The sequence below is a fragment of the Aliarcobacter cibarius genome (assembly GCF_013372265.1).
Lineage (GTDB): Bacteria > Campylobacterota > Campylobacteria > Campylobacterales > Arcobacteraceae > Aliarcobacter > Aliarcobacter cibarius.
This window is the reverse complement of record NZ_CP054051.1, coordinates 1,911,156-1,924,664: the sequence shown is the minus strand read 5'-3', so window position 1 is coordinate 1,924,664 and position 13,509 is coordinate 1,911,156. Positions and strand designations below refer to the sequence as shown.

The following is a 13,509-nucleotide window of genomic DNA, read 5'->3' as shown; positions in this document are numbered from 1 at the left end:
AAGCTAGATTGTAGCTATTAAGTTTAGATATAGTTTATTATTTAAATTTAAGGAGAGAAAATGAGAATAAATTTAAGTGATACTCTTTTTTGCTTAGTAGATGTTCAAGAAAAGCTTTTTCCTCATATTGGAAATAAAGAGGAATTAGAAAAAAATCTTCCGATATTAATTAAAGGTATGAAAGTTTTAAATGTTCCAATTATTGTGAATGAACAATATAAAAAAGGAATAGGAGAAACTATTGAACCTTTAAAAACTCTTGTTAATAAATATAAGTTTTATGAAAAAACAACTTTTTCAGCTTGTCAAACAGAAGAAATCTTAGAAATTTTTAAACAAAGTGGTAAAAAAAATATAGTTGTTGCTGGAATAGAGACACATGTTTGTGTATTACAAACTTGTATAGATTTACTCGAAAATAATTTCAATGTTATTCTAGTAACAAATTGTTGTGGAAGTAGAAAAAAACTCGATCATAAAATGGCTATAAAGAGATTAATTCAAGCAGGAGCAATTCCAACTACTTATGAATCAATTTTATTTGAATTAACAGTAGATTCAAAAAATCCAAATTTTAAAGAAATATCTTCTTTGATTAAATAGTTTTAACTAATAAGGTTTTTATCCTTATTAGTTTTTTAATTCCATAATATCTGCAGGTGCATAAACTTCACCCTTCATAATAATTCTTGCACTTCTACTCATTGTAGCTTTGTCAACAATATATTTTCCATTTTCTTTTTTAATAACTGCTCCAACTTTTAGTGTTCCAGATGGATGACCAAACTCAACAGCAGTTTTTTCTCCTCCACCAGCAGCTAAATTTACTAAAGTACCTTCAATACAAGCAGCAACACCAATAGCAACAGAAGCTGTTCCCATCATAGCATGGTGTAGTTTTTGCATAGATAAAGCTCTTACATGAAGATCAATTTCAGAAGCTTTTACTTCTTTTCCACTTGAAGTAGTGAAATCAGATTTTGGAGCAACAAAAGCAATTTTTGGTGTATGTTGTCTAGTTTCTGCTTCACTTAAATCAGAAATTAATCCCATTTTTAATGCACCATAACTTCTGATTTTTTCAAATCTAGCAAGAGCTTCAGCATCACTATTAATATCTGATTGAAGCTCAGTTCCTTTATATCCAATATCAGCAGCATTTAGGAAGATTGTTGGAATTCCAGCTGTAATCATTGTAGCTTTAAATGTTCCAATACCTGGTACTTCTAAATCATCTACTAAATTTCCAGTAGGAAATAATTCTTCACTTGGATCAACTGGTTCTGCAAATTCTAATAAAATCTCTTCAGCAGGGAAAGCAACACCATCAATATAATAATCACCCATTTCTTTTACTTGACCATTAACCATTGTTACATAGCAAAGAATTGTTTTTTTGATATTTGCTTGCCAAATTCTTACACAACAAACACCATTTTCTGGAACATTATCAACAAGCCTTTCATGAATAGCAAAAGGTCCTACTGCTGAACTTAAATTTCCACAATTTCCTGACCAGTCCATAAAATCTTTATCTATTGCAACTTGTCCAAAATAGTAATCTACATCATGATTTGGTACAGTTGATTTACCAACTAAAATAGCTTTAGAAGTACTAGAAGTTGCTCCTCCCATACCATCCATTTGTTGTTTATAAATATCAGGACTTCCTACTATTCTTTGAAGTAGTTTATCTCTTTTTGCTTTATCTTCTTGAGCTTCTTTTGGTAAGTCTGCTATATTAAAAAAAGTTCCTTTTGAAGTTCCACCTCTCATATAAGTTGCTTTAACTCTTATTTGTGGCTTGTATGTACTCATTTGTGTTCTCCTAGATATTTTAAGCTTTTAAAACTTTATAAAATGATTCATTAATCACTTTATAAAACTCATAATTAAAAAAAGTGAAGCTAAAAAGCTTCACTTTAAAAAACATTATTTAGCTGCAATAACGTCTTTTGCGAATTTTTGTAAGATTCCACCAGCTTTGTAAACTTCAACTTCAGCAGAAGTATCTAATCTACAAGTAACTTTGAATTCTACTTTTTCACCATTTGCTCTAGTCATAGAAACAGTTAAATCACCTCTTGGCTCAATATTTCCTAGAATATCAAATGTTTCAGTTCCTTCTATTTTGTAAGTGTGTCTTGTTTCACCATCTTTAAATTGTAGTGGAAGTACACCCATACCAACAAGGTTAGTTCTGTGAATTCTTTCAATTGATTCAGCAATTAAAACTTCAACACCAGCAAGTCTTACACCTTTTGCTGCCCAGTCTCTAGAACTTCCTTGTCCATAGTTTGTTCCAGCTATGATAATTAATGGTTGTTTTCTTTCCATATAAGTTTCTATAGCTTCCCACATTCTTGACTCTTTACCTTCTGGCATAATTTTTGTCAAGCTTCCTTGTTTAACATTTCCATTTTCATCTTTAACCATTTCGTTAAATAATTTTGGATTTGCTAAAGTTGCTCTTAAAGCAGTATTATGATCACCTCTATGTGTTGCATAAGAGTTTAAGTCTTCTAATGGTAATCCCATTTTTAAACAATACTCACCAGATGCACTTTTTGCTTGAATAGCATTTGAAGGTGATAAGTGGTCAGTTGTAATATCATTTGGGAATACTCCAAGTGGTCTTAAGTTTTTAAGAGCAGGCATACTCATAAAAGCATCTTCCCAGTATGGTGGTTTTTGAATGTATGTTGATTTTGCATCCCATTTATAGAATGGCTCAGCTGCTTCTTTTGCACCTTTTGCAAACATTGGATCATAAATTTTTCCAAACATTTCAGGTTTTACAGCACTATTTACAACAGCATCAATTTCTGCATCAGTTGGCCATAAATCTTTTAATCTAATATCATTTCCATCTTTATCTTTACCTAAAACATCAGTTTCAATATTAAATCTGATACTACCTGCAAGTGCATAAGCAATAACAAGTGGTGGTGAAGCTAAGAATGCCTCTTTTATGAATGGGTGAATCCTTCCGTCAAAGTTTCTGTTTCCAGATAATACAGCAGTTGTATAAACACCACTAGCAGCAGCTTCTGCTTCAAGTTTAGGATCTAAAGCTCCACTCATACCATTACATGTAGTACAAGCAAATCCAACGATACCAAATCCTAATTTTTCAAGTTCACCTAATAATCCAGATTCTCTTAAATATAGTTCAGCAACTTTTGAACCTGGAGCTAATGAAGATTTAACCCATCTTTTTCTTGTTAATCCTAGTTCGTTTGCTCTTTTTGCTAATAAACCAGCAGCAACAACGTTTCTTGGATTTGAAGTATTTGTACATGAAGTAATTGCAGCAATTAATACAGCACCATCTGGAATAACTTCATTTGTAATTTCAATTTTTTTAGTAATCCCTTCTGAATCTAGTGCAGAAACAGGAAGTAATTTATGTGGTTTTGAAGGACCTGCTAATGTTCTTGTAACAGTTGATAAATCAAAACTCAATGTTCTAGCATATGTAGCTTCAGCTAAGCTATCAGCCCATAAACCATTTGCTTTTGCATAAGTTTCAACAAGTTTAACTTGCTCAGGAGTTCTTCCTGTGATTCTTAAATAATCAATAGTTTTATCATCAATAGCAAACATTGCAGCACTTGCACCATATTCTGGTGTCATGTTAGAAATAGTTGCTCTATCTCCTAAATCTAAATATTTAATTCCACTTCCATAAAATTCTAAGTAAGCTGAAATAACATTATTTTGTCTTAAGAAAGATGTTAATGAAAGAGCAATATCAGTAGCAGTAATTCCAGCTGATCTTGTTCCTGTAATTTCAACTCCAATAATTTCTGGAACCCTCATATAAGATGGATTTCCAAGCATTACGTTTTCAGCTTCTAATCCACCAACACCAACAGCGATAACTCCAAGAGCATCAACGTGAGGAGTATGTGAATCTGTACCTACAAGTGTATCTGGAGATGCAATTCCATCTATGTTATGAATAACTGGAGACATTTTCTCAAGGTTAATTTGGTGCATAATACCATTTCCTGGAGGAATAACGTCAACATTGTCAAATGCTTTTTTCGTCCAGTTAATGAAATCAAATCTATCTGCATTTCTTCTATCTTCGATATCTCTATTTTTTTGGAAAGCATCTGGATCAAATCCACCACACTCAACTGCTAAAGAGTGGTCAACGATTAATTGAGTTGGAACAACTGGATTAATTTTTTGTGGATCAACACCTTTACTTGCAACTGCTTCTCTAAGACCTGCAAGGTCAACGAAAGCTGTAAGTCCTAAGATATCGTGACAAATAACTCTTGATGGATACCAAGGGAAATCTTTGTCTGTTCTTTTTTCAATTAATTGAATTAGTGAATCTTTTAAATCAACACTTGGACATTTTCTAAGTAGGTTTTCTGCTAATACTCTTGATGTGTAGTTAAGTTTTGCAAAAGATCCAGCTTTGATATCTTCAACGGCACTTTTAACATCATAATATTTAGTATCTAAACCATCTAACTGTTTAAGATATTTTTCGTTTGTCATTTTCTTTTCCGTTCATTTATTTTGAAATTTATTGTAAAAAAAAATTTAGGCTAAATTTTAGCCTAAATTTTCAGAGATTATTTTCTGTCTTTTAAAGGAACAAATGGTTTTGGATCTGGTCCTGTGTAAGTTGAACTTGGTCTGATAATTCTGTTGTTTGCTCTTTGTTCAAATGCATGTGCAGCCCATCCAGCAGCTCTTGACATAATGAATAATGGAGTATAGTATAATCTTTCGATTTCCATATAGTGGTAAATTAATCCACCGAAGAAGTCGATATTGTCTGGTAAACCTTTATCTGCTTTTACTTTATCTCTAATAGCTTTAGCAATATCAAATAATTTTTTGTCAGATGTTTCTAACTCTTTTAATTCATTTGCTAATTCAAATCCAACTGGAGATCTTGGGTCTAAGTTTCTATATACTCTGTGTCCAAATCCCATGATTTTTTCTTTTTTAGCAAATAATTCATCAACTGATTTTAATGCATGCTCAACATTGTCAAATTGTAAAACGAATTTAATAGCAACTTCGTTTGCTCCACCATGTAAGTGACCTTTTAAAGTTCCAATACCAGTTGTCATACAAGAGTAGATATCTGATAATGTAGATGCTGTAATTCTGTTTGCAAAAGTTGAGGCATTAAATTCATGCTCAGCATATAATGTTAACATTGCATTCATAGCTTTAACTTCAACATCAAATGGTTTTTTCTCTTTTAATCTTTCTAAAATGAAACCAGCAATTGTTGTTTCTTCAGATTTTAAACAGATTTCTTTACCATTTTTGTGCCAGTGGTGCCAGTAAACTAAAAATGATGGGAATGCTCCTAAAAGTCTGATGATTTTTGCCATTTGGTCAGAGAAATCTTCTGCTTCTGGTTCAACACAACCTAAAGCTGATGTTGCAGTTTTCATAACATCCATTGGATGAGAAGAAGCTGGAATTGATTTTAAAACATTTTTAACAGAAATTGGTAATTCTCTTCCTGCAATGATTTTTCTTCTAAAATCTTTTAATTGTGCTTCATTTGGTAATTCACCAACTAATAAAAGATAAGCTACTTCTTCGAAATCAGCTTTTAAAGCTAAATCAGCAATATCATATCCTCTATAATTTAAACCTTGTCCTGTACCACATGTACAAATTGACGACTCACCTGCGATAACACCTGCTAAACCGCTCATATTTTCTCCTTAATTAATTTTTAAAATTTTAAATAAAATTAAGAAAAGCTAATTACTTAGCTTTTCCTTTTGAAAATAATTCATCCATTTTTTGCTCATAAGCATGGTAGTTTAACATATCGTATAACTCCATTCTAGTTTGCATTGTATCAAGAACAGCTTCTTGAGTACCTTTGTCTTTTAATTCTTGGTAAACATTTAATGCAGCTTTATTCATAGCTCTGAATGCTGAAAGTGGGTAAAGAACCATATCAATTCCAACACTTGCTAACTCTTCAGTTGTGAACATTGGAGTTGCACCAAATTCAGTAATGTTTGCTAAAACTGGAACGCTCATAGCGTCTGTAAACTCTTTGTACTCTTTTAAAGTATGTACTGCTTCAGCAAAAATTGCATCTGCACCAGCTTCAACGTAAGCTTTTGCTCTAGCAATAGCCGCTGCTTGACCTTCAGAAGCGTGAGCATCAGTTCTTGCAATAATGTAGAAATCAGGGTCTAATTGATTTTTTGCATCAACAGCAGCTCTAATTCTATCACACATTTCTTCTGTAGATACTAACTCTTTATTTGGTCTGTGTCCACATCTTTTTGCAGCAACTTGATCTTCAATATGTAATCCAGCAGCTCCAGATCTGATAAATTCTTTTACAGTTCTAGCAACATTGAAAGCATGTCCCCAACCTGTGTCAGCATCAACGATTAGTGGTGTATCACAAATAGAAGTAATTCTTCTTACATCAATACAAACATCTTCAATCATTGTCATACCTAAATCTGGTAAACCATAAGAAGCATTAGCAATACCTCCACCTGATAAGTAGATTGCTTTATGTCCTACTCTTGTAGCTTGTAATGCTTGGTATGCATTAATTGTTCCAACTATTTGTAGTGGACTTGAAGCTTTTAAAGCTTCTCTGAATTTTTTTCCTGCACTTGTCATATACTTCCTTTAAAAAATATTGTGAGTCATTATACTAAATTTGATAAAAAATGATTGTATTAATATAAATGAAAAATTACAATTTTTATACATAAATATTAAATTGTACAAAATTTGTTTTTATGTTAAAAAATAGTACAATATGCAAAAATAATATTAAAGGAAGCTTATGAATTTTAAAAATTCCATTGAAAAATTTGTAGAAATTTATAATCGTTCAAATTTAAGTATTTCGAGATTTGCCTCTATGATAAATAAAGACAGAAGAACGGTTACATCATGGATTGATCATCATACAAACATAGAACCAACAAAAGAAATAAAAGATAAAATTTGTCAAATTTTTAGATATCCAGATTATATTTGGGAAGATGCTTGTAGTGGTGAAGAGTTTTTGAAATCAATAACTCAAATACCTCAAAAAGAGGTTAGAATTATTGATGAAGACTATAAAGGAAGGTTACAATATATAATTGAACATGAAAAAAATAGAAGATTTGTAATTCAAGCACAGTTTCCAGGACCTATGTATAGAGATAGTGCTGTACGAAAAGTGTACAAACATACAACAAGTATTGATATTGAAGAATTAAAGCAAGAAAGAATAGATCAGATGCTTAGGTATGACTATGACACAACAGAGTGGTATTCTATAAAATCGGTTTTAAGTTTTTGTTTTGCTAGTATTGGAAATTTTTTTACAAAAGATGAAAAGATAAAAATATTAGAATTGATGTATGAACTTTTTAATAATAACTATAATAAAAAACTGTTTCTTTTTGATTCATTTTCAAGAAAAATATATGGTATGGAAACAACATATATATCTATAAATGTGAAAAATAAAATTCTATTTTTTAAATCTCCAATCGAGTCAGTGTTTATTGAAATAAGAAATAAAAATTTAGTTGAAAGAATGCATAAATATTATAGTTCTCCAATAGAAGCACCTTCTCATGTGAATTTTTTAGAGTCGGTTAAAATATTAAAAATTTTACAAGATGCTCTTAAATATAATAATGACATTAAGCAAGCTTATGAGACAATAAATCGAGAAACAAACTATGGTGAACTTTTTTATAATAACCTTAGTATTGATTTACAAAAAGAGGTAACACCTCCAAAAATTGGTCAAAAAAGAAATTAAAATTTATAAGGATAAATAGATGAAAATTGTAATTTTAGATAGAAAAACTTTGGGATATGATGTAAGTGTTGATATTTTTTCAAAGTTTGGCGAGGTTATTTCTTATGATACTACTAAGGTAAATGAGACAAAAGACCGAATTAAAAATGCTGATATTATTTTAACAAATAAAGTTTATGTTGGTAAAGATGAACTTGAAAATTCAAGTATTAAATTGATTTGTGTAACTGCAACTGGAATGAATAATGTTGATTTAGAATATACAAAAGAAAAAAATATTGAAGTTAAAAATGTTGCTGGATATTCAACTTCTAGTGTAATTCAACTAGCTTTTTCTATGATTTTTTATTTTGTTCAAAAATTAACTTATTATAAAAAATATGTAGATGAACAAAATTGGCAAAAAAGTGATACGTTTACTCATATAGATGTTCCATTCCTTGAACTTGATAATAAAAGAGTTGGAATTATTGGGCTTGGAGAAATAGGAAGAGACCTTGCTAAAAAAGCAAAAGCATTTAATTGTGAAATTGTTTACTATTCAACTAGTGGACAAAATACAAATAGTGAATATAAAAGTGTAACACTTGAAGAGTTATTAAAAACAAGTGATATCATATCAATTCATGCACCGTTAAATGAAAAAACGAAAGATTTATTAGGTTATAAAGAATTGAATCTTATTAAAGAAGGTGCAATTTTATTAAACCTAGGTAGAGGTGGAATTATAAACGAGGCTGATTTAGCAAAAATTTTAGATGAAAAAGATATTTTTTGTGGACTTGATGTTGTTTCAAAAGAGCCAATAGAAGAAACAAATCCTCTTTTAAAAGTTGTAAATAAACAAAGACTTCTTATGACTCCACACATTGCTTGGGCTAGTGTTGAAGCAAGAAAAAGATTAATAGAAAAAGTTGCTAAAAATATAGAAGATTTTTTAAAATAACTATTTTTTAAAAAAAAGTCTGAATATCTTTTTATAAAAAGGAAGCTTTTTCTCTTTAAGCTTCTCTTCTACAATTTTTCTTAGATTTGTTAAATTTTTAGGAACGTAAACGTCATTTAATATTTTCAATTTTATCTCCAAGATATTTTTGAATCTCTTTCATGGCATCTTCATTTTTTAGATTAAATTTAATTTCTATTCTTCTTGAAGCATCTTTATCTTCAACTCCATCTTTTGCAAAAATTAAATCACTATCACTTCTTCCACTAGAATTTATATACTTGCTAATTAATTTTTTATCTATGATATTTGAATCATATAAAAATTGCATTACTGCTTGAGCTCTTTGTTGAGATAAAGCTAAATTAGAAAGATAAGTTCCATCACTATTTGTGTGACCTTCAATAGTTATACTCTCAATATTTTTTCTAATTTCTTTGTCTTCAAGAAGTGTTGAAAGGTATTTTTTTAGAGTATTTTTTAACTCTTTTTTTGATTCCTCTTTTAACACAGATGATGCTTGATCAAACAAGATATTTGAAGAGAATTTTATAGCTCCACTTTTTTCATCAATTTGTATAGAGTTTCCAAGTTTCTCTTTTAATTTTGCAATAACATTTAGTTTAAGACCTGTTAGAGTTTTTATTTTCAGTTTTGCTACATCAAACTCTTCAACCATTTTTTGATGAATTTGAGTTTGAACTAAAAGTTTGTCTGCTAAAATTTTTATTTCTTCATCTCTTAATGTTATTACATTTGTTTTTTCATTTAATTCATTTGACAAATTTTGAGTCTTTGTCTGCTCATCTTTAAATTTTACTTCTATATCTAAAAGTAAAGCTTTTAGTTTTTCAATTTCACTAGCTTTTAAATTTATCTCTTTTTTACTATTTTCTATGTCGGTTTTGGCATTCTCATATAAATTTTTTGCTTTGGCAAGTTCTAAAAATAGTTTTGACTTTTCTTCTTCACTAGAGTTTAATGCTTTTTTTTCTTCTTCTAAAATATTTTGAGTAACAGCATATTTTATTACAATAGAACCAATTACTAAAATAAAAACAAAAAGTAATCCAGCCATTAAGTCTGCATAAGAAATCCAAAAATTTTCTTCACTATTTTGATTTTTTTTATACATTTTTTACTACTTACTCAACTCTTTAAATTCTGTTAAATCTAAAATTATTTTTGAAGTTTCAGCATCTATTAGTTCTAAAGAATTTTTAATTTTGTTATCATAACTTTCTAATCCTTGAGTAAATTTCCACTCAATTTTTTCCATATCAGCTTTCATTGTTTCAATACTTTTAATAATATTTGAATAAATAGCTTTTAAATTTTCAGAGCTTAGATTACTCATGTGAGTATTTAGTTTAATGATATTTAAATTCAACTCTTCTGTAACATATGTATATCTATCTTTTTGTTTTTCAAAATTTGAAATAATATTTGAAATAGAGTTTGATACACTATTTAAAGCAACAACTAATCTTTCATTGTTTTCAATATTTGAATCAATTTTTGAAGTTAATAATATCTCTTTTTCAAGAAGATTTTCAAGATTTTGAAATCTTTTTTCTATAGATGAGTTTATAGATTCTAAAATATTACTTGATGTTAATTCAGAAAAAATTTCTCTCATTTTTGTAAAGTTATCAAGGTTACTTTTTAAATGAATTGATTCAATATCAAGTTTTGTCCAAAATAAAGATTTTGTATCTTCTTTAATTTTGTAAGATAGCTGTTGAAATTTACTCATTCCAAATTTTTCAAAAAAAGTCCACCAAATAGATAAAAATATTCCATATATTGATACATAAAATGCTGTTCCAACTCCACCTAGAAGTTTTGTAATTTCACTTTCAAGAGCATTTGTAGCACCTGAACTAAAATCTGGCATAGAAATAGCAATAGATATAAAAGTTCCTAAAATACCTAAAGTTGGGAAAATCCCACTTGCAATGCTTGAAAAATTGCTATTTCTTAAATTGCTTGTATAATCTTGTAAAAAATCATCTACATCACCATTTGCTTTTGTTGTATCACCAATTGTAAGTTGATTCTTATTTGCATACTCTTTTAAATTTACATCAACATCATGGTATAAAGTCTTAAATTTACAAGCAACATAAAAGGCATTATGTTTAACAAAAAATAGATAGATTAAAAGAATAAAACCTATTAAAATAATACTGTGAATTTCAAACTTTAAAGGAAAAACTCCAATAAAACATAAAATTACTAATAAATATAATAAAACTGGAACAGTCAAAAGAGTTACAAATTTTGAATTTGTATTACAGTTTGATTGTAAGTTTTGGCTAATTTTTAAATCAGCATTTAACGTCATAAAAATTCCTTGAATAAAATAATTTTTTTTGCGAATTTTAACATAAAAAACTATTATAATAGGTAAATTCAGGATTTATTTGTCATTTAAAAGAAATAATAGGTAAAATAAAGAAAAACTAAAAAAGATATGTTATGAGAAAGATTTTTATATTATTAATGATGGTTAATTACTTTTTATATTCTAATGAAGAGTTTCCTATTGTTTCTACAATGCCGCCTTATGAAGAGTTAGAATTTGTAAGTTATGATTATTTTCCAAAAAGTAAAGAGAAAGTAGAAAAAAATAATCAAAAAAAACAAGATATTAAAAATATTAATAATAAAGAAAAGGTTCAAACAAAAGTTCAAGAACAAATTATGAACAATGAACCAATTAATATTCCTAAAGTAGAAAAAGAAAAACCTATAATAAATAAAGTTGAAACTAAAAAAGTTGAAGAGGTAAAAACTAATATCAAAGAAAAAGAAGCTGATACTCAATTGATTTATTTAGAGACAAAAAAAGAATTAGTAGAAGATGAAGATAGAGTAACTTCAAATATTGAAGAAGAGTTAAGAGATATTTCATTTAAAGAATTTGATGAAAATGAAGAAAAAAATAAAGATTCTACTGCTTTATTGAAAGCTTTAAATATGGGCAATTCAAAAGATTATGAAATTTCAAATAAGAGTTTACAAGATTATGAAGAGCTAATTATAGAAGTTGATTCAAATAAAAATGTTATGAAGTTAAAATCAAAATTTGGAAAAAATACAAAAGAATTAAAAACTTATAATGTATCAACGGCAAAAAATGGTGTAAAAAAACCATTAGGAGAGGGTAGAATTTCTTCTATATCATTAAATCCTGTATGGTATCCAACTAATGATACAAGAAAAAGTTTTGAAAAAAAAGGAATAATTCTACCAAATGTAGTACCTCCAAATCATAAATATAACTATATGGGTGCTGCAAAATTAAATCTTACTCATATTGTTGATGGTAATCAAACTTATAGAATTCATGGAACACTAAATGAAAAAAGTATAGGAAGTAAAGAGAGTGCAGGTTGTATTAGAATGAGAAATTCTGATGTTTTAGAATTGGCAAAAATTGTACAAGATTTCTTTGAAACAAAAGGTCCTAGCAAAGTAAAAGTTATATTGCTATAACTTTTTTCTTTTCATTTTTTTATAATATTTCTTTAAAAATTGTTTATAGCTTGTAGGGTAAGTTCTATTTTTTGGAATATTATTTATAACAAATGCAATTAAAAATAAAATAATTGCTCCACTTAATACAGGAATAAATATATAAAAAAAACCTAGTTCATGGATTTGTTCATTTCCTATAACTGCTATTAAAGCAGTTGCTCCACCTGGAGGGTGAAGAGTTAGAGTTAGTTGCATTATTATGATTGAAGTTGAAACGGCAATAGCCGCTGCTAAATATAAATTTGAAGCAAAAATTTTATAACTAATTACTCCAACAATAGCAGAAATTAAATGGCCTCCGATTAAATTTTTAGGTTGTGCTAGTGTAGAATTTACTGCTCCATAAACTAAAACAGCGCTAGCTCCAAAAGAACTTAATACAAGCACTAAATTATCATCATCCAAAAAATTTTTATGAAAAAATGCAATAGTAATAATTCCTAAAAAAGAACCAATCCACGACCAAAACATATTTGAAATATCTATTGGTTCAGAGTTTATCTTTTGAAACTGTCTATAAAAAAAATTCATCTTAACACCTCTCTGATGTTTATATTAATAGAAAATTTTCTTTAATTTTATGATTTTGGTCAATAAAAATTGACAAAATTTTAAATTTTGTTTATTTAGATATAATTTACGCTATTTTGAGAAATGAGGTAAATTTTATGAATATAGAACAAGAACTTTTAAATAGAAGCGATTCTTCTTGTGAACTTTGTAAATCAACACAAGATTTAACTGTTTTTGAGGTAAGCCCTAGTGATGGAAGTATTGAACAAGTTGTATTATTATGTAATAAATGTAAAACTCAATTTGAAGATGATAGTTTTTTAGATGAAAATCACTGGTTTTGTTTAAGTGATTCTATGTGGAGTACAGTTCCTGCAGTTCAAGTTTTATCATATAGAATGTTAAAAAAACTTGGGAATCAAGATTTACTTGATATGATGTATTTAGAAGATGATGTAAGAGCTTGGGCAGAAGCTGGAATTTCTAAAATAGAAGATGGAGTAGTTCATAAAGATTGTAATGGTGTTGTTTTAAATGCAGGTGATACAGTTACGATAATCAAAGACTTAGATGTAAAAGGTGCTGGATTCACTGCAAAAAGAGGAACAGCCGTAAGAAATATATCTCTTACATCAAATCCTGAGCAAATTGAAGGTAGAGTAAATGGAGTTAAGATAGTAATTCTTACTCAGTATCTTAAAAAATCTTAAAAATA

The 13,509-nt window shown here is 28.6% G+C and carries 12 protein-coding genes; 5 read left to right on the top strand and 7 right to left on the bottom strand.

The genetic code is table 11. The annotated features are described in order from the left end of the window. The first annotated feature begins 60 nt into the window (after nucleotides 1–60). Nucleotides 61–603: a hydrolase gene (locus tag ACBT_RS09670; RefSeq protein WP_024774630.1), complete on the top strand. Its 543-nt coding sequence runs from the start codon at nucleotides 61–63 to the stop codon at nucleotides 601–603. 27 nt (nucleotides 604–630) lie between these two features. Here the strand turns inward: ACBT_RS09670 and prpF are convergent, their stop codons facing one another. The 4 genes from prpF to prpB form a co-directional block, all read right to left on the bottom strand. Beyond that, entirely contained in the window at nucleotides 631–1,818 is a 1,188-nt protein-coding gene (gene prpF, locus ACBT_RS09665; RefSeq protein ID WP_024774631.1) for a 2-methylaconitate cis-trans isomerase PrpF, read from the bottom strand. Nucleotides 1,819–1,932: 114 nt separating this feature from the next. Beyond that, complete coding sequence (gene acnD, locus ACBT_RS09660) at nucleotides 1,933–4,518, bottom strand: Fe/S-dependent 2-methylisocitrate dehydratase AcnD (RefSeq protein ID WP_024774632.1); 2,586 nt, start codon at nucleotides 4,516–4,518, stop codon at nucleotides 1,933–1,935. A gap of 77 nt (nucleotides 4,519–4,595) precedes the next feature. After that, a complete protein-coding gene (locus tag ACBT_RS09655; protein ID WP_024774633.1) occupies nucleotides 4,596–5,705 on the bottom strand; it encodes a citrate/2-methylcitrate synthase in 1,110 nt (369 codons plus the stop codon). A gap of 52 nt (nucleotides 5,706–5,757) precedes the next feature. Then, on the bottom strand, nucleotides 5,758–6,645 hold the full coding sequence (gene prpB / locus ACBT_RS09650) for a methylisocitrate lyase (protein ID WP_024774634.1): 888 nt from the start codon (nucleotides 6,643–6,645) through the stop codon (nucleotides 5,758–5,760). A gap of 169 nt (nucleotides 6,646–6,814) precedes the next feature. Between prpB and ACBT_RS09645 the strand changes: the two genes are divergently transcribed. Both ACBT_RS09645 and ACBT_RS09640 read left to right on the top strand, forming a co-directional pair. After that, the gene (locus tag ACBT_RS09645) at nucleotides 6,815–7,792 is read left to right on the top strand and encodes a hypothetical protein (RefSeq protein WP_024774635.1); all 978 of its coding nucleotides are present in this window, start codon (nucleotides 6,815–6,817) and stop codon (nucleotides 7,790–7,792) included. 19 nt (nucleotides 7,793–7,811) lie between these two features. Then, nucleotides 7,812–8,738, top strand: coding sequence for a D-2-hydroxyacid dehydrogenase (locus ACBT_RS09640; protein ID WP_024774636.1), 927 nt, complete (start codon nucleotides 7,812–7,814; stop codon nucleotides 8,736–8,738). Between the two features lie 112 nt (nucleotides 8,739–8,850). Here the strand turns inward: ACBT_RS09640 and ACBT_RS09635 are convergent, their stop codons facing one another. Continuing rightward, complete coding sequence (locus tag ACBT_RS09635) at nucleotides 8,851–9,873, bottom strand: OmpA family protein (RefSeq protein ID WP_024774637.1); 1,023 nt, start codon at nucleotides 9,871–9,873, stop codon at nucleotides 8,851–8,853. A 6-nt stretch (nucleotides 9,874–9,879) separates the two neighbouring features. After that, the gene (locus tag ACBT_RS09630; RefSeq protein ID WP_024774638.1) at nucleotides 9,880–11,085 is read right to left on the bottom strand and encodes a MotA/TolQ/ExbB proton channel family protein; all 1,206 of its coding nucleotides are present in this window, start codon (nucleotides 11,083–11,085) and stop codon (nucleotides 9,880–9,882) included. Between the two features lie 134 nt (nucleotides 11,086–11,219). Between ACBT_RS09630 and ACBT_RS09625 the strand changes: the two genes are divergently transcribed. Beyond that, nucleotides 11,220–12,239 carry a L,D-transpeptidase gene (locus tag ACBT_RS09625; protein ID WP_024774639.1) on the top strand — a complete coding sequence of 340 codons (1,020 nt, stop codon included), beginning with the start codon at nucleotides 11,220–11,222 and terminating at the stop codon, nucleotides 12,237–12,239. On the opposite strand, the gene ACBT_RS09620 is transcribed toward ACBT_RS09625, so the two are convergent. Next, nucleotides 12,234–12,812 (bottom strand): HPP family protein, encoded by a 579-nt coding sequence (locus ACBT_RS09620; RefSeq protein ID WP_024774640.1) that lies wholly within the window; start codon nucleotides 12,810–12,812, stop codon nucleotides 12,234–12,236. The genes ACBT_RS09625 and ACBT_RS09620 overlap by 6 nt on opposite strands. 137 nt (nucleotides 12,813–12,949) lie before the next feature. Here ACBT_RS09620 and ACBT_RS09615 point away from each other — a divergent pair, with 137 nt between their 5' ends. Continuing rightward, on the top strand, nucleotides 12,950–13,504 hold the full coding sequence (locus ACBT_RS09615; RefSeq protein WP_024774641.1) for a PhnA domain-containing protein: 555 nt from the start codon (nucleotides 12,950–12,952) through the stop codon (nucleotides 13,502–13,504). Nucleotides 13,505–13,509: the final 5 nt, after the last annotated feature.